The 18,475-nt window shown below is 72.4% G+C and carries 14 protein-coding genes; 3 read left to right on the top strand and 11 right to left on the bottom strand.

Features of this window, described 5'->3' with window-relative positions:
* Window positions 1-360: 360 nt before the first annotated feature.
* Window positions 361-1,545, bottom strand: a complete 1,185-nt coding sequence (locus tag ACIQOU_RS25155; protein ID WP_401539195.1) for a MarP family serine protease — start codon at window positions 1,543-1,545, stop codon at window positions 361-363.
* A gap of 402 nt (window positions 1,546-1,947) precedes the next feature.
* On the opposite strand from ACIQOU_RS25155, the gene ACIQOU_RS25150 reads away from it, so the two are divergent.
* A complete protein-coding gene (locus ACIQOU_RS25150; protein WP_401539670.1) occupies window positions 1,948-2,751 on the top strand; it encodes a peptidoglycan recognition protein in 804 nt (267 codons plus the stop codon).
* Entirely contained in the window at window positions 2,748-2,981 is a 234-nt protein-coding gene (locus ACIQOU_RS25145) for a hypothetical protein (RefSeq protein ID WP_401539193.1), read from the top strand. Before ACIQOU_RS25150 ends, ACIQOU_RS25145 begins: the two co-directional genes overlap by 4 nt.
* Window positions 2,982-3,003: 22 nt before the next feature.
* Here ACIQOU_RS25145 and ACIQOU_RS25140 read toward each other — a convergent pair whose 3' ends face one another.
* The 8 genes from ACIQOU_RS25140 to ACIQOU_RS25105 form a co-directional block, all read right to left on the bottom strand.
* A complete protein-coding gene (locus tag ACIQOU_RS25140) occupies window positions 3,004-3,522 on the bottom strand; it encodes a DUF4240 domain-containing protein (RefSeq protein ID WP_401539191.1) in 519 nt (172 codons plus the stop codon).
* Window positions 3,523-3,761: 239 nt separating this feature from the next.
* The gene (locus ACIQOU_RS25135) at window positions 3,762-4,730 is read right to left on the bottom strand and encodes a helix-turn-helix transcriptional regulator (protein WP_401539189.1); all 969 of its coding nucleotides are present in this window, start codon (window positions 4,728-4,730) and stop codon (window positions 3,762-3,764) included.
* A gap of 206 nt (window positions 4,731-4,936) precedes the next feature.
* Entirely contained in the window at window positions 4,937-7,642 is a 2,706-nt protein-coding gene (gene aceE, locus ACIQOU_RS25130; protein WP_401539188.1) for a pyruvate dehydrogenase (acetyl-transferring), homodimeric type, read from the bottom strand.
* Between the two features lie 353 nt (window positions 7,643-7,995).
* A complete protein-coding gene (locus tag ACIQOU_RS25125) occupies window positions 7,996-8,619 on the bottom strand; it encodes a GntR family transcriptional regulator (protein ID WP_401539186.1) in 624 nt (207 codons plus the stop codon).
* Window positions 8,620-8,840: 221 nt separating this feature from the next.
* The gene (gene sucB, locus ACIQOU_RS25120) at window positions 8,841-10,640 is read right to left on the bottom strand and encodes a 2-oxoglutarate dehydrogenase, E2 component, dihydrolipoamide succinyltransferase (protein ID WP_401539185.1); all 1,800 of its coding nucleotides are present in this window, start codon (window positions 10,638-10,640) and stop codon (window positions 8,841-8,843) included.
* Between the two features lie 56 nt (window positions 10,641-10,696).
* Window positions 10,697-12,085: a dihydrolipoyl dehydrogenase gene (gene lpdA, locus ACIQOU_RS25115; protein WP_401539183.1), complete on the bottom strand. Its 1,389-nt coding sequence runs from the start codon at window positions 12,083-12,085 to the stop codon at window positions 10,697-10,699.
* A gap of 236 nt (window positions 12,086-12,321) precedes the next feature.
* Entirely contained in the window at window positions 12,322-13,833 is a 1,512-nt protein-coding gene (locus ACIQOU_RS25110) for a leucyl aminopeptidase (RefSeq protein WP_401539181.1), read from the bottom strand.
* A 573-nt stretch (window positions 13,834-14,406) separates the two neighbouring features.
* The gene (locus ACIQOU_RS25105) at window positions 14,407-15,207 is read right to left on the bottom strand and encodes an adenosylcobinamide-GDP ribazoletransferase (protein ID WP_401539179.1); all 801 of its coding nucleotides are present in this window, start codon (window positions 15,205-15,207) and stop codon (window positions 14,407-14,409) included.
* Between the two features lie 60 nt (window positions 15,208-15,267).
* On the opposite strand from ACIQOU_RS25105, the gene ACIQOU_RS25100 reads away from it, so the two are divergent.
* Entirely contained in the window at window positions 15,268-16,029 is a 762-nt protein-coding gene (locus ACIQOU_RS25100) for a hypothetical protein (protein ID WP_401539177.1), read from the top strand.
* On the opposite strand, the gene ACIQOU_RS25095 is transcribed toward ACIQOU_RS25100, so the two are convergent.
* Both ACIQOU_RS25095 and ACIQOU_RS25090 read right to left on the bottom strand, forming a co-directional pair.
* Window positions 15,972-16,682, bottom strand: a complete 711-nt coding sequence (locus ACIQOU_RS25095) for a hypothetical protein (protein WP_401539175.1) — start codon at window positions 16,680-16,682, stop codon at window positions 15,972-15,974. The genes ACIQOU_RS25100 and ACIQOU_RS25095 overlap by 58 nt on opposite strands.
* Entirely contained in the window at window positions 16,679-18,415 is a 1,737-nt protein-coding gene (locus tag ACIQOU_RS25090; RefSeq protein ID WP_401539173.1) for a phosphatidylglycerol lysyltransferase domain-containing protein, read from the bottom strand. The genes ACIQOU_RS25095 and ACIQOU_RS25090 overlap by 4 nt, the downstream gene beginning before the upstream one ends.
* Window positions 18,416-18,475 lie beyond the last annotated feature (60 nt).

Below are 18,475 nucleotides of genomic sequence, written 5' to 3'. Positions count from 1 at the left end.
AGCAGCCACAACGGCACCCCCGCCGCCAGCGCCACCACCGCGAACCCGAACAGCGCCCACCCGTGCCCCCCACCCCCCCGATTCCGGAGCAACGACGGTGAGGGCGACGGCGGTCGGACCGAGAGCGAGCGGCACGGGGCCTCCCAGGACGTCGGGGCAGCGGGGCTCCATCGTCCGGGCCGACGGCGGCCCCGCGCGGCGTCCGGGCCGACGGCGCCGCCCGGATACGCCCGCCCGGGTGACGGACGGTCGGCCTCCGGTCGTTCGGCCCCGGGGATGCCGTTCCGCAGGCGGCGCGTGCCCGGCCGTTCGCCCCGCCGCCGTTCCGCCCCCCCCGGGCCGCTCAGGACGTGATTCCCGTCAGGACGTGATCAGGGAGCCCGTGTCCACCGGCGCGGTCGCGGTCGCCGCCTGGCGCGCGTCCTGGGCCACCTCGGCCGCCGTCAGGACGTAGCCCGTCTCGTTGTCCGACGTCGACCGGGCGAAGACCACGCCGAACACCCGGCCGTCCGTGGTCAGCAGCGGGCCGCCGGAGTTACCGGGGCGGACGGTGGAGCGGATCGAGTAGATCTCGCGGGTCACCGTGGCGTCGCTGTAGATGTTCTGGCCCGTGGCCCGCACCCGGTTGGCCACCGTGGCCGCCTGGAGATTCAGGGACCCGTCCTGCGGATACCCGGCCACCACCGCCGAGTCGCCCCGCGCCGCGTCGTCGTCGAAGCGCAGCACCGGCGCCCGCAGACCCGGCACATAGAGCACCGCCACATCCCGCTGCGGGTCGAAGAGCACCACCCGCGCCCGGTACACCCGCCCGACCCCGCCCACCCGCACGCTCGGCTCGTCGATGCCGGCCACCACATGCGCGTTGGTCATCACATGCTCCGCCGCGTACACGAACCCGCTGCCCTCGCGGCCCTGGTCGCCCGAGACGCCCTCGATCTTCACGGTGCTGCGCTCGGCCGCCCGCGTCGCACCGGCCGTGACGCTGTCCCCCGACGGCTCGGCGACCTCCGCCGTCGACTCGTTCTCGAACGGGTTGAAGACCTGCGGGAAGCCCGCCTGCGTCAGCGCCGACGTGGCCCGCGAGAACCACACCGGCGTCGTCTCCGGCATGAGTCTCTGCACCGAGACCAGAATCCGCGAGTCCCGGATCGCCGACGTCACCAGCGGCGACGACGACGCCCCGAGAACACTCGCCGCCACCCACGCCACGATCAGCACCGCCACCGAGTTCGCCGCGGCGCCCCCGATGCCGTCCGCCACCCGCAGCGGGCCCCGGTCCAGCTCCCGGCGCAGCCGCAGCGCGAGCCGCCCCGCCAACTCGTGGCCCACGGCGGCCGGCACCAGCACCGTCAGCACGGCGGTCACCGTCGCCGTCGTCGTGCCCACCGTCACCAGGTCCATCACCCACGGCAGCACCCACACACCGACGACCGCGCCGCCCACGAACCCGGCCAGCGACACACAACCGGCCACCAGACCACGCCGGTAGCCGGACGCCGCGTAGGCCACCACCACCAGCATCAACAGGATGTCGAGCAGATCCACGGAGCCGCCTTTCTCTCGGACCCCGTAGTACGGGCGGGGCACGGCCGGTGATCAGCACACGCGCGACGCGTGCACCGGAAGAAACGTCCCGGACCAGGACGATGGTTCCACCGGGTGGCACACCACACATCGCGGGCGGCGCGGTTCGACCCGAGAGTGGGACCCATGCGCGTGCTCCGGACACCCAGAAGAGCAAGAACGGGCAGAGGTGAGGGACGGGAGGGCAACGGCGGGGGAGCCAAGAACCGAGGGGGTGGCAGGCGGCGCCCCGGTCGCATATCCGACGCCGGGCGCCCAGCGGGGCGCACCGGTGGCGCCGGGCGCCGGGTGGGGCGCAACGGTGGTGTCCGGCCGTTGGCGCTGCGGAGCTGTCTGCCGGGGATCGCCGCCGTGCTCGCCCTGATGCTGGGCGCCTGCGCCGCCGACGGGACCGCCGCACGCCGCCCGCCCGCGACCAAGGCGCCGACCCGCCCGGCCCACCCGCACACCGCCGCCAAGCCGCGCATCGTCCCCCGTTCGGCCTGGCTCGACGGCTCCGCCCGGCACGCCCAGCCGCCGCCGCGCTACGACGACCGCGTCATCGCCGTCTTCATCCACCACACCGACTCGCCCAACGGCTACGACTGCGCCGACGCGCCCCGCATCGTCCGCGACCTGTACACCGGCCAGACCCGCGCCCGGAGCTGGGACGACATCGGCTACAACTTCCTCGTCGACCGCTGCGGCACCGTCTACGAAGGCCGCGCGGGCGGCGTCGACCGGCCCGTCACCGGCGCCCACACCCAGGGCTTCAACCACCGCACGGCCGGCATCGCGGCGATCGGCACGTTCACGTCGGGCGCGGTGGTGCCGCGCGCGATGACCGACGCGATCGCCGCGCTGGCCGCCTGGAAACTGGGCCTCGCCGACGTCGACCCGCGCGCCACCGCCCGGCTGGTCTCCAGCAACGACCTCAGCCGCTACCGCTCCGGGGCCACCGCCGTGCTGCCCGCGCTGGCAGGGCACAAGGACGGCTACATGACCAGTTGCCCCGGCCTCGCGCTGATGGCCCAACTCCCCGCCGTCCGCCGGGAAGCGGCCCGCCTCCAGGGCCGGACACCCACCGGCGCACGGTCCACAGGAACGCCACAGTCGCCGCGCAGAGTCCTGAGAAGTTCCGGTCCTACTGTCATGGACATCGAAGCCGACCGGAGGTGGGGACCATGAACAGCAGCCGTACCGCAGCCACGCAGAAGACCGCGAGCCCGAAGACCTCGCGCGGACCCTGGGCGGTGGTGTGCGCCGTCGCCACGGTGATCCTCGGCCCGGCCGCCGTCACCGCCTCCGCCCTCGACCAGGCCAACGCCGCCCCGCTGCACCATGCCGTCAAGGCCGAGCAGAGCCAGAACCAGGCCTACATCCCCTCGGACACCGCCCGCCGCCGCACCGCCGCGTGAGCGCGGACCTCACCCGTGCACGTCAGCCCCTGAACCGCGCCCACAGCGCCGGGAACCGCTCGGCGAGAACGCGGTCGTCCTCGAAGTCGATCGCCGTGCCGGTCGGCTCCGCGGGCGCCGGCGCGATACCGAGGTCGGGCGCGACCTCGCCGGTGAGCTGCTCGTAGGCCTCGTCGGCCGCGTAGCCCAGCTCCTCACCGTCGCCGTCGATCTCCTCGTCGAAGTCCGGCAGCAGCTCGGCGAGCGCGTCGGGGTCGTGCACCCCGCCCTCGTACACCTCACGGCCCTGGCCGATCAGCCAGCACCGGAAGAAGTCGAAGACGTCGTCGCCCGCCCCGTCCAGGAGCACCCAGGCGGCACCCCACAACTCCCAGGTGTACGCCCGGTTGAAACGGGCCTCGAAGTGCCGGGCGAAGTCGAGCACCTGCTCCGGGTCCAGGCGCAGCAACCGTTCCACGAGCAGATCGGCCTGCTCCTCGGGGTCGCCCTCGGCGGCCTCGCGGGTGGCGTCCACCAACTCCCAGAACTCCGTCTCGTCCATCACCGCTCCAGCATCCGTCCTGCACGGACGCGACGCACGCGGAGTAGGGCACAGAACGAGGGCTGGTGCGGGATCTCCACATGTGGGGTGCGGAAGAGCACAGGGGACGTGAGGGGGGTGCGGGGATGTCCGGGGAGGGCGCGAGGGCGTGAGGGCGTGGGGGTGTGCGCGGGGAGGGGGTGCAGGGGGAGTGAGGCCCCCTTACCTCCGTGAGACCCCCTTACCTCCGTGAGGCCCCCTCACTCCTCATACAGTCGCCCCAGCCTCGCCGCGTCCCTCGCGAACCGTTCCCGCAGTTCCTCCGGTGCCAGTACCTCCACCTCCGGGCCCAGTGCCGTGAGTTGGGCATGGGCGACCTCCGCCGACTCCACCGGCAAGGTCACCGTCACCCACCCCTCGGCGTCCACCGCACCCGGCGTGGCCAGCGCGTCCCGGGCCGCCACCGGGTCCACCGCGTCCACCAGCGCCCGCACCCCCGCCCCGGACAACCGCACCACCACCACGTCCCGCAGGATCGACCGCGCGAACTGCTCCGCACGCTCCGCCCAGAACCCCGGCAGATCGAACTCCTCGTCCCGCACGAACCGTTCGTCCCCCGCGACCACCTCCGTGAACCGGTCGATCCGGTACACCCGGAACCCGTCGGACACCCGTGCGCACAGGTACCAGACCCCCGCCTTCAGCACGAGCCCGTACGGCTCCAGTTCCCGCGCCACCTCGCCCTTGCGGCTCCGGTAACGGGCGGTGAGGCGCCGGTCGTCCCACACCGCGTCGGCCACGGCGGGCAACAGGTCGGGAGCCCTCGGCTCGGTGAACCAGTTCGGGGCGTCCAGGTGGAAACGTTGCGCGGCCGTCCGTGACGCGTCCCGCAGGGAGGGCAGCAGGGCCGCCGACACCTTCAGCCGGGCCGCCGACGCCGCGTCCTGAAGGCCCATCTCCCGCAGCGCACCCGGCACCCCGGACAGGAACAGCGCCTCCGCCTCACCCCGGGCCAGCCCGGTCAGCCGGGTCCGATACCCGCCGACCAGCCGGTAGCCGCCGGCCCGACCCCGGTCGGCGTAGACGGGGACGCCCGCCTCCGACAGCGCCTGCGCGTCCCGGGTCACCGTCCGCTCGGACACCTCCAACTCCCGCGCCAGTTCAGCGGCGGTCATCGCGGGCCGGGACTGGAGCAACAGCACCATCTTGATCAGCCGTGCAGCACGCATGGCCCCATCATGCAACGGAGCCCCACAGCAACGGAGGCCTCGCCAGGGGGCACGAGCGGAGCGGGCGGGCGCCCGGCACAACGCGGAGCGGCCCCGCGCGTATCGCGCGGGGCCGTACCGGTCACACAATTCTGCGTCGCTCACTCCCGCGTCACGCACTCACGCAGCGGACAAGCTGACGCATCAGCAAGAGGGCATCGCAGCCGTTAGAGGCTGTAACGCTCCCGAGCCTCCTTCACCGCCGTCGCCTTCACATCGCCGCGCCGCGCCAGCTGCGCCAGCGCCGCGACCACGACCGACTGCGCGTCGACGCCGAAGTGGCGACGGGCCGCGTCCCGGGTGTCGGAGAGGCCGAAGCCGTCCGCGCCCAGCGACGAGTAGTCCTGCTCGACCCACTGCGCGATCTGGTCCGGGACCTGACGCATGTAGTCGGTGACCGCGAGCACCGGACCGTCCGCGCCGTGCAGCGCCTGCCGCACGAACGGCACCCGCTCCTCGCCGCGCAGCAGGGCCGCGTCCGCCTCCAGGGCGTCCCGGCGCAGCTCCGTCCAGGAGGTCGCGGACCACACGTCGGCGGCCACGCCCCACTCCTCGGCGAGCAGCTTCTGCGCCTCCAGCGCCCAGTGGATCGCGGTGCCGGAGCCGAGCAGCTGGATGCGCGGGGCGTTGGCGGCGGAGACGTTCAGGCCCGCCGACTCCACCGTGTTGAACCGGTAGAGGCCCTTGACGATGCCCTCGTCGACGCCGAGCCCGGACGGCTTGGCCGGCTGCGGCATCGGCTCGTTGTAGACGGTCAGGTAGTAGAAGACGTTCGGGTCCTCGCCCGGCGCCGACTCGCCGTACATCCGGCGCAGGCCGTCCTTGACGATCGCGGCGATCTCGTAGGCGAACGCCGGGTCGTAGGAGAGCGCCGCCGGGTTGGTCGCGGCGATGACGGGGGAGTGGCCGTCGGCGTGCTGGAGGCCCTCGCCGGTCAGCGTGGTGCGGCCGGCCGTCGCGCCGACCAGGAAGCCGCGGCCGAGCTGGTCGCCGAGCTGCCACATCTGGTCGGCCGTGCGCTGCCAGCCGAACATCGAGTAGAAGATGTAGAACGGGATCATCGCTTCGCCGTGCGTGGCGTACGCGGTCGACGCGGCGATGAAGTCGGCCATCGAACCGGCCTCGGTGATCCCCTCGTTGAGGATCTGGCCGTTCTTGGCCTCCTTGTAGTACATCAGCTGGTCGCGGTCGACCGGCTCGTACGTCTGGCCCTTGGGCGAGTAGATGCCGAGCGACGGGAAGAGCGACTCCATGCCGAAGGTGCGCGCCTCGTCGGGGACGATCGGCACCCAGCGTTTGCCGCTCTCCTTGTCCCGGACCAGGTCCTTGACGAGGCGGACGAACGCCATGGTCGTCGCCACGTTCTGGGAGCCGGAGCCCTTGTCGAAGGAGGCGAACGCCTTGTCGGCCGGGGCCGGCAGCGGGGCCAGCGCGTGCGTGCGGCGGGCCGGGGCCGGACCACCGAGGGCCGCGCGCCGCTCCTGGAGGTACCGGACCTCGGGGGAGTCGGCGCCGGGGTGCCCGTAGGGAACCTGGCCGTCGACGAACTGGCTGTCGGAGATGGGGAGTTCGAGCAGATCCCGCATCGTCTTGAACTCGTCCACCGTGAGCTTCTTCATCTGGTGGTTGGCGTTCTTCGACGCGAAGCCCTCGCCGAGGGTGTGGCCCTTGACGGTCTGGGCCAGGATCACCGTCGGCGCGCCCTTGAACTCGACGGCCGCCTTGTACGCCGCGTACACCTTGCGGGCCTCGTGACCGCCGCGCGAGAGGTGGAAACACTCAAGGATCTTGTCGTCGCTCAGCAGCTTCGCCAGTTCGACGAGTGCCGGGTCCGTGCCGAAGAAGTCCTCGCGGATGTAGGCGGCGCCGCGCGTCTGGTACGTCTGCACCTGCGCGTCGGGCACCTCCCGCAGCCGGCGCAGCAGCGCGCCCGTGGTGTCGAGCTGGAACAGCTCGTCCCAGGCGGTGCCCCACAGCGACTTGATGACGTTCCAGCCCGCGCCGCGGAACTGGGCCTCCAGCTCCTGCACGATCTTGAAGTTCGCGCGGACCGGACCGTCGAGACGTTGCAGGTTGCAGTTGATGACGAAGGTCAGGTTGTCCAGACCCTCGCGGGAGGCCAGCGCCAGTGCCGCCGTCGACTCCGGCTCGTCCATCTCGCCGTCGCCGAGGAAGGCCCACACGTGGGACGCGGAGACGTCCTTGATGCCGCGGTTGGTCAGATAGCGGTTGAAGCGCGCCTGGTAGATCGCCGACAGCGGGCCGAGGCCCATGGAGACGGTCGGGAACTCCCAGAGCCAGGGCAGCCGCCGCGGGTGCGGGTAGGACGGCAGGCCGTTGCCGCCCGCTTCCCGGCGGAAGTTGTCGAGCTGCTCCTCGGAGAGCCGGCCGTCGAGGAAGGCGCGGGCGTAGATGCCGGGGGAGGCGTGGCCCTGGATGTAGAGCTGGTCGCCCGAGCCGTCGGCCTCCTTGCCCTTGAAGAAGTGGTTGAAGCCCGTCTCGTACAGCCAGGCGGCCGAGGCGAAGGTGGCGATGTGGCCGCCGACGCCGTACTTGCTGCCCCGGGACACCATGGCGGCCGCGTTCCAGCGGTTCCAGCCGGTGATCCGGCGTTCCATCTCCTCGTCACCGGGCGCGGACGGCTCGGCGGCGGTGGGGATGGTGTTGACGTAGTCCGTCTCCAGGAGCTTGGGCAGCGCGAGGCCGTTGCCCTCCGCGCGCTCCAGCGTGCGGCGCATCAGGTACGCGGCACGGTGCGGGCCGGCAGCCTTGGTGACCGCGTCGAGTGAGGCCTGCCATTCGGCGGTCTCCTCGGGGTCGCGGTCCGGGAGCTGGTCCAGCTCGCTCGGCTGGATGGCGTGGGGGTCGGTCATGTCGCCGCCTTCCTCAGTCGAAGGGGGTTCCCTCATCGGTAAGGGTTCGGGGTTGCCCTTTGTCTTTGGCAGGACAGGGCGGAGGGCTCGGGTACAAGCCCGTCCGTGACTGTAGCTCCCTGATCGATGATCGATCAAAGGGTTGACGGGCAAAACATCTTGATTCCGAGAAAGTAGGCACGCGGTGCCGGTCCCACGGGCACGCCGTGCCGCCGATTCCGGGGCGTTTTCCCAGGTGAGCGACGTGACGCTCACCAGCTCACCCACGGTTCAACGGCGGTGACGGCGCCGAAGTCAGGGGGCGCGGGGAGCGGCAGCGGACGGGGAGGGCGGGCCAGACGGGCCGGGGTGGGTCAGGCGCGGGGGGCGCAGCCGAGGACGTGGGCCTTCACGATCTCCGCGATCCGGGGGTCCCGGCGCCGGAACGCGGCCACCAGCTCCTCGTGCTCCTCGGCGTAGGACTGCTGCACGGTCCCCAGCCAGCGGATGGACAGCGCCGTGAAGACTTCGATGCCGAGCCCCTCCCAGGTGTGCAGCAGCACGGAGTTGCCCGCGGCGCGCACCAGCTCGCGGTGGAAGCCGACGGTGTGCCGGACCTGGCCGGTGCCGTCGGCGGCCCGGTCGGCCTCGTAGAGGGCGCTGACGTGGGGCTCAAGGGCCGAGCAGTCGACGGCGAGACGGTCGGCGGCCAGCTCCGCCGCGATCGCCTCAAGACCCGCTCTGACCGGGTAACTCTCCTCCAGGTCGGCCGCCGAGAGGTTCCGCACCCGCACGCCCTTGTTCGGCGCCGACTCGATCAGCCGCAGCGACTCCAGCTCGCGCAGCGCCTCGCGCACCGGGGTCTGGCTGACCTCCAGCTCGGTGGCGATGCGCCGTTCCACGATCCGCTCGCCCGGCTTCCAGCGCCCGCTGACGATCCCCTCCACGATGTGCTCGCGGATCTGTTCGCGCAGCGAGTGGACGACGGGCGCGGTCATGAGGGCTCCTTCGGGAGGGGCCGCCCATCGGCCCCTGGGGCGTTCGACGTTAAGACCATAAGGCCGCGCACGGCCCGCGCAGGGGTGCTTGGGGACGCTTTTGCGCAGGTGAGACGAGACTTACACGGGGCGTACGGGTCCCGGAGACGAACGGCGGGGAAACGGCAGCGGCGCCCCGCCCGGAGAGTTCCGGACGGGGCGCCGTACTACGGGTGCGGACCTCAGAGGCCGAGCTCGACCTCGAACTCGCCCGCCTCCAGGATCGCCTTGACCGCCGTCAGGTAACGGGCCGCGTCGGCGCCGTCCACCAGACGGTGGTCGTAGGAGAGGGTCAGGTACGTCATGTCGCGGACGCCGATGACGGTGCCCTCCTCGGTCTCGATGACCGCCGGGCGCTTGACCGTGGCACCGATGCCGAGGATCGCGACCTGGTTCGGCGGCACGATGATCGTGTCGAAGAGCGCGCCGCGCGAACCGGTGTTGGAGATGGTGAAGGTCCCACCGGACAGCTCGTCCGGCGTGATCTTGTTCGCCCGGACCTTGCCCGCCAGGTCGGCGGTGGCCTTGGCGATCCCGGCGATGTTCAGGTCACCGGCGTGCTTGATGACCGGGGTCATCAGGCCCTTCTCGGAGTCCACCGCGATACCGACGTTCTCGGTGTCGAAGTAGGTGATCGTGCCCTCGTCGACGTTGATCCGGGCGTTGATGGCCGGGTGGGCCTTCAGCGCCTGGGCCGCCGCCTTCACGAAGAACGGCATCGGCGAGAGCTTGACGCCCTCACGCGCGGCGAACGAGTCCTTGGCCTGGCCGCGCAGCCGCATCAGGCGCGTGACGTCGACCTCGACGACCGACGACAGCTGCGCCTGCTCGTGCAGCGCCTTGACCATGTTGTCGCCGATGACCTTGCGGATGCGCGGCATCTTGACGGTCTGGCCACGCAGCGGCGAGGCCTCCAGGGTCGGCGCGGCCTTCTTCGCGGCGGCCGGAGCTGCGGCGGCCGGAGCCGGAGCGGCAGCGGCCTTCGCGGCCTCGGCGGCGGCGACGACGTCCTGCTTGCGGATGCGACCGCCGACGCCGGTGCCCTTGACGGTGGCCAGGTCGACGCCGTTCTCGGCGGCGAGCTTGCGCACCAGCGGGGTCACGTAGGCGCCGTCGTCACCACTGGGCGCGGCCGGAGCCGGGGCCGGGGTGACGGGGGCGGGCGCGGCCGGAGCGGGCGCCGGAGCCGGAGCAGCGGCCTGCGGGGCGGGCACCGGCGCGGGGGCGGCCGGAGCCGGAGCCGGAGCGGCCGGAGCGGGCGCCGGAGCGGCCGGAGCGGGCGCCGGAGCCGGAGCGGGGGCCTCGGCGACGGGCGCCGGAGCCGGGGCGGCCGGGGCCGGGGCAGCCGCCGGAGCGGCACCCGGGGCGCCGATGACGGCCAGCTTGGCGCCGACCTCGGCGCTCTCGTCCTCGGCGACGACGATCTCCAGCAGGACGCCCGCGACGGGCGCCGGGATCTCGGTGTCGACCTTGTCCGTCGAGACCTCCAGCAGCGGCTCGTCGGCCTCCACGGAGTCGCCGACCGACTTCAGCCAGCGGGTGACGGTGCCCTCGGTGACGGACTCACCGAGCGCGGGCAGGACCACGTCGGTGCCCTCGGCGCCACCGGCCGCGGGGGCCGGAGCGGCGGGGGCCTCGGGGGCCGGGGCAGGGGCGGCGGGGGCCTCGGCGGCGGGCGCCGGGGTCGGCTCGGGGGCCGGAGCCGCGGCGGGCTCGGCGGCCGGGGCCGGGGCAGCGGCACCCGTGCCGTCGTCGATGACGGCCAGCTCGGCGCCGACCTCGACGGTCTCGTCCTCGGCGACCTTGATGGAGGCCAGGACACCGGCGACGGGCGAGGGGATCTCGGTGTCGACCTTGTCGGTCGACACTTCGAGCAGCGGCTCGTCGGCCTCGACGCGCTCACCCTCGGCCTTCAGCCAGCGGGTGACAGTGCCCTCGGTGACGCTCTCGCCGAGCGCCGGAAGGGTTACGGAAACCGGCATGGTTTCGGTTGCTCCTTACGAATTGCGGAAGTCTGTGTCGTCGCGCCCGGGGGCTGTCAGTCGTGTGCGTGCAGCGGCTTGCCGGCCAGGGCCAGGTGAGCCTCGCCGAGCGCCTCGTTCTGCGTCGGGTGGGCGTGGATGAGCTGCGCGACCTCGGCGGGCAGCGCCTCCCAGTTGTAGATCAGCTGGGCTTCGCCGACCTGCTCGCCCATGCGGTCGCCGACCATGTGGACGCCGACCACGGCACCGTCCTTGACCTGGACGAGCTTGATCTCGCCGGCGGTCTGGAGGATCTTGCTCTTGCCGTTGCCCGCCAGGTTGTACTTGAGAGCGACGACCTTGTCCGCGCCGTAGATCTCCTTGGCCTTGGCCTCGGTGATGCCCACGGAGGCGACCTCGGGGTGGCAGTACGTCACCCGGGGCACGCCGTCGTAGTCGATCGGGACGGCCTTCAGACCGGCGAGCCGCTCCGCGACCAGGATGCCCTCGGCGAAGCCGACGTGCGCGAGCTGGAGGGTGGGGACGAGGTCACCGACGGCGGAGATGGTCGGGACGTTCGTCCGCATGTACTCGTCGACCAGGACGTAGCCGCGGTCCATCGCGACGCCCTGCTCCTCGTAGCCGAGACCGGCGGAGACGGGCCCGCGGCCGACGGCCACGAGCAGCAGCTCGGCCTCGAACTCCTTGCCGTCGGCGAGGGTGACCTTGACGCCGTCGGCCGTGTACTCGGCCTTCGAGAAGAAGGTGCCCAGGTTGAACTTGATGCCGCGCTTGCGGAACGCGCGCTCCAGGAGCTTCGAGCTGTTCTCGTCCTCCAGCGGGGCGAGGTGCTTGAGGCCCTCGATGATGGTGACGTCGGCGCCGAACGACTTCCACGCCGAGGCGAACTCGACGCCGATGACGCCGCCGCCCAGGATGATCGCGGACTTCGGCACGCGGTCCAGGACGAGGGCGTGGTCGGAGGAGATGATCCGGTTGCCGTCGATCTCCAGACCCGGCAGCGACTTCGGCACGGAGCCGGTCGCCAGCAGGATGTGACGGCCCTGGACGCGCTGGCCGTTCACGTCGACGGAGGTGGGGGAGGAGAGCCGGCCCTCACCCTCGATGTACGTCACCTTGCGGGAGGCGACGAGTCCCTGGAGGCCCTTGTACAGACCGGCGACGACGCCGTCCTTGTACTTGTGGACCGCGGGGACGTCGATGCCCTCGAAGGTCGCCTTGACGCCGAACTGCTCGCTCTCGCGGGCCTGGTCGGCGATCTCGCCCGCGTGCAGCAGGGCTTTGGTGGGGATGCAACCCCGGTGCAGGCAGGTACCGCCGACCTTGTCCTTCTCGATCAGGGCGACGTCCAGGCCCAGCTGGGCCCCGCGCAGGGCCGCGGCGTAACCACCGCTACCGCCGCCGAGGATCACTAGGTCGAAAACGGTGCTGGCGTCGTTCGCCACGTCACGTCCTCCATGCATTGCGCCACGCCGGTCGTCGGCGACCGGTCGGCGGCTGGTGTCCGGCCGCTCTTTCTTCGGCCCTGTGATGGGGGCCCTGTCCTGCCGAGCCCATCTTCGCACCTGCCAGGGGTGGGCGAGACGCCAGGGCGGTGTGTGAGACGTCCCACGTCCGGCCGACGGCACGAAAACGGGGCCCCGCCCTACCCGCGCGCGGGGCCCCGTCACTCGCCGTGGGATCAGCCCAGGTCGCCCGCGGCGGTCAGCTCGGCCAGCCGCACCAGGGTGCGCACCGCGGTGCCCGTGCCGCCCTTCGGGGTGTAGCCGAACGGACCACCCTCGTTGAACGCCGGGCCCGCGATGTCCAGGTGCGCCCAGGTGATGCCCTCGCCGACGAACTCGCGCAGGAACAGCCCGGCGACCAGGCCACCGCCCATCCGCTCACCCATGTTGGCGAGATCGGCGGTGGGGGAGTCCATGCCCTTGCGCAGGTGCTCGGGCAACGGCATCGGCCAGGCGGGCTCGCCGACCTCCTCGGCCGCCTCGTGCAGGGCGGTGCGGAACGCGTCGTCGTTCGCCATGATCCCGAACGTCCGGTTGCCCAGCGCCAGCATCATCGCGCCGGTCAGCGTCGCGACGTCGACGATCGCGTCCGGCTTCTCCGCCGAGGCCGCCCACAGCGCGTCGGCGAGGACGAGACGGCCCTCGGCGTCGGTGTTGAGGACCTCGACGGTCTTGCCGCTGTACATGCGCAGCACGTCACCGGGGCGGGTCGCGGAGCCGGACGGCATGTTCTCGGCCAGCGCCAGCCACCCGGTGACGTTGACCTCAAGGCCCAGCCGCGCGGCGGCGACGACGGCGGCGAACACGGCGGCCGCACCGCTCATGTCGCACTTCATCGTCTCGTTGTGCCCGGCGGGCTTGAGCGAGATGCCGCCCGAGTCGTAGGTGATGCCCTTGCCGACGAACGCGAGGTGCTTCTTCGCCTTGGAGCTGGTGTACGACAGCTTCACCAGCCGGGGCGCGGCAGCCGAGCCCGCGCCGACGCCGAGGATGCCGCCGAAGCCGCCCTTCTCCAGCGCCTTGACGTCGAACACCTGCACCTTGATGCCGTGTTCCTTGGCGGCCGCCTGCGCGACGGCGGCGAACGCCTCCGGGTTGAGGTCGTTCGGCGGGGTGTTGATCAGGTCACGGGCCCGGTTCAGCTCCTCGGAGACGGCGGTGGCGCGCTCCAGCGCCGCCTTGTGCTCCTTGTCGCGGGGCTTGGCGCCGAGCAGCGTCGCCTCGCCGAGCGGCCCCTTGGGCTCCTTGCCGTTGTCCTTGTAGGCGTCGAAGGAATAGGCGCCGAGCAGCAGGCCCTCGCCGATCGCGGCGACGTCGGCCGCCTCGGAGACGGGCAGGGCGACGGCTGCCTTCTTGGCGCCGGCCAGGGTGCGGGCGGCGACGCCGGCCGCCCTGCGCAGCGCCTCGGGGGCGTACCCGGTGCCCTTCTCGGGCTCCGCGCCCAGGCCCACCGCCACGACGAGCGGGGCCTTGAAGCCGGCCGGTGCGGGCAGCTTCGTCACCTCTCCCTCGGCGCCCGAGGCACCGAGGGTCTCCAGGACGCCGGCGAGCCGGCCGTCGTAGGCCTTGTCCACGGCCTCGGCGCCCGGTGCGACGACCGGGCCCTTGGCGCCCTTGGCGACACCGACGACGATCGCGTCGGCCCGCAGGCCGGGCGCCGCGGCGGTGCTGAGAGTGAGAGCAGTCACGGTGGTGAGATCTCGCTTCCGATGTGAAGTTGCGTGAACCGAACGGTGCGGGTCGACCGGGCCCGGCGGCCGACCCTCGATTCCACCTGGACTTGGGTGCGGTCTCAGCGGGTTCATCCCCGGTACACCAAACACTCACCCGAGCCTACGCGCGTCCCCCAACCCCCCGCCCCACCAATCCCCAGCCCACAGCCTTCTTACCCAGAGACAGCCCCCCCGACAGCCAGGGCGGCCGAGAAGGGTCCGAGTCCCCTCCTCGACCCACGGCCCGGCAACGCCGGAAAGGGGCGCGGGGCTGTATCGATCTGCGGCTCCGCCGCGTGGGCGCGACCAGCCGCCGCGATCTTCCAGCCCACGGCCCGGCAACGCCGAGAAGGGGCGCGGGGAACTGCGCGACCAGCCCCGACGGCGCCGCACCCGCCCGACCACCTCGCGTGGCCGCGACCAGCCGGCGTGATCTTGCAGCCTACGGCCGAGCAACGCCGGAAAGGGGCGCGGGGAACTGCGCGACCAGCCACAACGGCGCCGCACCCGGCAAACAACCGCACCCGGCATCCACCCCACGCCCGCCGCTCAGCGCCCAAGCACCAGCACCGTCAGACACCCCGTCCCCGCCGCCTCGGCAACCGCCCCGAACACATCCCCGGTGACCCCACCGAACCGCCCCACACACCGCCGCAACAACACCTCACCCCCGCCGACCCCGAGCACCACCCCCGCCACGGCGAGGCACACCCCACCCCACCCGAGCCCAAGAACCGCCGCCCCACCCGCGGCAACGGCACCCACCAGCACCGGCACCACCACCGCACCCACCCCCGGCACCACCCCGGCGACCGCCGCCCCCAACCCCTCCGGCCGGGCGGCCGCAACCCCACCCCGCGCGGCCAGCGTGAGCGCGACCCGCGCCACGACTCCCGCCACGACCACGGCGAACACCCCCCGCTCCCACGAGTCCCCGTACCCCCGGGCGACCGCGGCCACCTGGGCCAACAGCACCAGCACCACCGCGACCACCCCGAAGGGCCCGATGTCGGACTGCTTCATGATCCGCAGCGCGTCCTCCGCCGGCTTCCCACTGCCGAGCCCGTCCGCCGTGTCCGCGAGCCCGTCGAGATGCAGCCCCCGCGTCAACACCGCCGGAACGGCGACGGACGCCACGGCGGCGACCAACGGCCCCGCCCCGAGTCCCAGCAGCAACACCCCCGGCACCGCCGCACAGAGCCCGACCGCCAGCCCGGCCAGCGGAGCGCACAGCATGCCCGCACGGGCCGCGTCCCGGTCCCAGCGGCTGACCCGCACCGGGAACACGGTGAGCGTGCCGAAGGCGAAACGGAGGCCGTCGGACCAGGGCGTCTTGGAAGGTGCGGGCATCGGCGCAGGCTATCCGGCGCGGGCCGGGACCGGGACGGGGGCCACGGATAAAGTGCGCACATGGGACATTGGCTGGAGCGCAACATAGTGGAGCCCGGCAAGCTGCCGCTGCTGCTCGCCCTCACGGCGTTCGTCCTGACGTTCCTGATCACCCGGGTGATCACGCGGCTGATCCGGGCCGGCCGAGGGCCGTTCGGCAATGTGAAGGCGGGCGGGCTGCACATCCACCACGTGGTCCCCGGCGTCGTCCTCACCGTCATCGGCGGCTTCGGCGCCGTCGCCAGCGGGCGGCACGGCTTCGGCGCAGCCGTGTTCGCGATCGTCTTCGGGATCGGCGCGGGCCTGGTCCTGGACGAGTTCGCGCTGCTGCTCCACCTCGACGACGTGTACTGGAGCGAGGAGGGCCGCAAGAGCGTCGAGGTCGTGGTGCTCACCGCAGCCCTGGTCGGCCTGGTGCTCTCGGGGTTCGCGCCGTTCGGGGTCAACGACATGACCCCGCAGGAGTTGCAGGACCGGGGCAACGTCATCACCACGGTCGCCGTCGACTTCCTGTTCTCGCTGGCCGTGCTGAGCAAGGGCAAGACCAAGCTGGCGATCTTCAGCGTGGTCATCCCGCTGATCGGGCTCATCGGCCTGGTCCGGCTCGCCCGCCCCGGCTCCCCCTGGGCCCGCCGCTTCTACCGGCGCCGCCCGCGCGCCCGCGCCCGTGCCCTCCTGCGCGCCTACCGGCACGACCGCCGCTGGTCGGGCCCCAGCCGCACGGTTCAGGACTGGATCGGCGGCAGACCCGGCCCCGGCCCAGAGGTGAATCGTTCCCGCTGAGCCCTCCGGCGCCTGCGCCATGTCGAGACGCCGATCAGGGCCACGATCACGACGATCGCCGCGAGGTGTTCCTTTCCGGCCAGGTTCTCCTTCACGAGGACCTCGACGATCATCGCCAGGATCACCGCCCCGGCCGTGACATAGGCGCCGTAGCGCCAGCCCAGGAAGACCGCGAGGCCCACCACGGCCGCCGAGGGACCGGTGTCGACCACCTGCGCGTCCGAACCGGGCAGCCCGAGCGGATGGCCGGAACCCAGCGCGATGCCCACGCGCGCGTAGAGCGTCCCGGCGAGGGTGGCCGCGTAGGCGATGACCAGCGTGCGCCACCAGCCGAGACAGATCTCCGCGATCCCGAACACCACGAGCAGCTGCGCCAGCGCACCCCACACCGGCAGGTCGAGGGCGGGCACGAACAGGGACAACGGCGTCCGCAGCAGCGCCGGACCCAACGGGTCCTCGGCCCGCACCGCCCCGACGTCCTGGACGAACCGGTACCCCCAGGACTGGTTCTGCACGACCTGTATGACCGCCGTCAGCGCCACCGCCAGCAGCGTCATCGGCACCGCCCGCGCATGCCGCTTGCGCAACGGCTCGCGCACGGTGACGTACAGCAGCCCCCACTCGGCGCGGGCCCAGCGGGCGAGGCCCGTCATCTGTGCGTCTCCAGGTGCCTGCGGTGCAGCCACTTCGGCAGGCCCGGCGCCTCCAGGAACCCTTCCGCGCGGGCCGCCGCGACGGCGATGCGCGGCAGGTCCGCGCTCTTCTCGAAGAGCAGGAACCGCGGCTCCCAGATGGGCCGGTACTTGGCGTTGGCCCGGTACAGCGACTCGATCTGCCACCAGCGGGAGAAGAAGCTGAGCAGCGACCGCCACAGCCGCAGCACCGGTCCGGCACCGAGGCGCGCGCCGCGTTCGAAGACCGAGCGGAAGACGGCGAAGTTGAGCGAGACCTGCGTGATGCCGATCTCCCCGGCGCGGCGCAGGAGTTCGATCACCATGAACTCCATCAGCCCGTTGTCGGACTCCCGGTCACGGCGCATCAGGTCCAGGGAGAGCCCGTGCGGCCCCCACGGCACGAACGACAGCACCGCCCGCAGCCGCCCCTGGGCGTCCGTGCACTCCAGCATCACGCAGCGGCCGTCCTCCGGGTCCCCGAGCCGCCCCAGCGCCATGCTGAACCCGCGCTCGGTCGCCCCGTCCCGCCAGTCGTCGGCCCGCTCCACCAGGTGGGCCATCTCGGCGGCCGGGATGTCCTCGTGGCGCCGGACGCGGACCGTGTACCCGGCCCGCTTGACCCGGTTGTAGGCCTGCCGGACGGTCCGCATGGCCCGCCCCTCCAAGGTGAACTCGGCGACCTCGACCAACGCCTCGTCGCCCAGCTCCAGCGCGTCGAGACCGTGCCGCGCATACACCGTGCCGGCCTCCTCACCGGCGCCCATCACGGCCGGAATCCAGCCGTGCGCGCGGGCCTCGGCGAGCCACGGGTCGATCGCGCCCGGCCAGGCCTCGGGGTCGCCGATCGGATCACCGGAGGCCAGCGACACCCCGCCCAGGACCCGGTAGGCGACGGCCGCCTTGCCGGTCGGCGACCACACCACGCTCTTCTCCCGGCGCAGCGAGAAGTAGCCCAGCGAGTCCCGCTCACCGTGCCGTTCGAGCAGCGCCCGCAGCCTCTTCTCGTCGTCCTCGGTGAGCGCGTCGACGGCCCGCCGGGAGCGGAACGCGGCGTAGAACACGGCCAGCACCAGGGCCGTGCTGAGCACGTTGATCGTGACGTTGACGCCGTTCGGTGTCTCGATGCCGGGGAACCGGGACTCGTCGGCGGCGACCGAGATCAGCCGCAGCGTGCCGTAGTGCCAGCGCTCAAGGAACGTCGAACGGGCCGCGTCCGGCGCGTGGTTGGTGACCGTCACCAGCAGCCCCGCGAGCAGCGAGCTGGCCAGCGTGCCGGCGACCGCGACGACGGCGGCGAGCTTCGGGTTGGAGCGGTCGCCCTTGGCGTAGAACTCCTTGCGGCCGACGACCAGCGCGGCGACGAAGGCGGCCGTCAGGACCAGCGAGATCCAGTTCTGCGGGTAGCGGCGGATCTCCGGGAACGTCATGGCGAAGGCGAACAGCGCGAGGAACGGACCGGCGACCGCGAGGTTGAGAATCCACGCGGCGCGCTTGCGGCGCCGCATGGTGATCGCGAGGAACGCGGTGAACACCCCGGACGCGAACCCCGCGGTCAGCAGGTAGGGCGTGAAGAAGTTCTCCTGGTTGTGCCGTCGCACGTCCTGTCCGAGGGAGACCCACACGGCACTGAGGAAGTTGACGAACGCGACGGCACGCAGGTACCAGACGGCGAAGGCGGCGGCTCGCCGCGGGGCAATTCGGGCATCTCCCATGGAGAAAGATCATATGGGTGGTGTCCCGGCGAACCCCTCCACCTTCGGTCTGAACCGCTG

It is taken from the genome of Streptomyces sp. NPDC091279 (assembly GCF_044757465.1).
In the GTDB taxonomy this organism is placed as follows: domain Bacteria; phylum Actinomycetota; class Actinomycetes; order Streptomycetales; family Streptomycetaceae; genus Streptomyces.
Note: the sequence above shows the minus strand (reverse complement) of the source record. Positions and strands in the feature narration are given on the sequence as shown.

Coding starts and splice junctions, on each gene's coding strand:
- ACIQOU_RS25135 (WP_401539189.1), bottom strand. CDS start 4,730: ATGCGTGCTGCACGGCTGATCAAGATGGTGCTGTTGCTCCAGTCCCGG.
- ACIQOU_RS25145 (WP_401539193.1), top strand. CDS start 2,748: ATGAACAGCAGCCGTACCGCAGCCACGCAGAAGACCGCGAGCCCGAAG.
- ACIQOU_RS25150 (WP_401539670.1), top strand. CDS start 1,948: ATGCTGGGCGCCTGCGCCGCCGACGGGACCGCCGCACGCCGCCCGCCC.
- ACIQOU_RS25100 (WP_401539177.1), top strand. CDS start 15,268: ATGGGACATTGGCTGGAGCGCAACATAGTGGAGCCCGGCAAGCTGCCG.
- ACIQOU_RS25090 (WP_401539173.1), bottom strand. CDS start 18,415: ATGGGAGATGCCCGAATTGCCCCGCGGCGAGCCGCCGCCTTCGCCGTC.
- ACIQOU_RS25095 (WP_401539175.1), bottom strand. CDS start 16,682: ATGACGGGCCTCGCCCGCTGGGCCCGCGCCGAGTGGGGGCTGCTGTAC.
- ACIQOU_RS25140 (WP_401539191.1), bottom strand. CDS start 3,522: ATGGACGAGACGGAGTTCTGGGAGTTGGTGGACGCCACCCGCGAGGCC.
- sucB (WP_401539185.1), bottom strand. CDS start 10,640: ATGCCGGTTTCCGTAACCCTTCCGGCGCTCGGCGAGAGCGTCACCGAG.
- ACIQOU_RS25125 (WP_401539186.1), bottom strand. CDS start 8,619: ATGACCGCGCCCGTCGTCCACTCGCTGCGCGAACAGATCCGCGAGCAC.
- ACIQOU_RS25105 (WP_401539179.1), bottom strand. CDS start 15,207: ATGCCCGCACCTTCCAAGACGCCCTGGTCCGACGGCCTCCGTTTCGCC.
- aceE (WP_401539188.1), bottom strand. CDS start 7,642: ATGACCGACCCCCACGCCATCCAGCCGAGCGAGCTGGACCAGCTCCCG.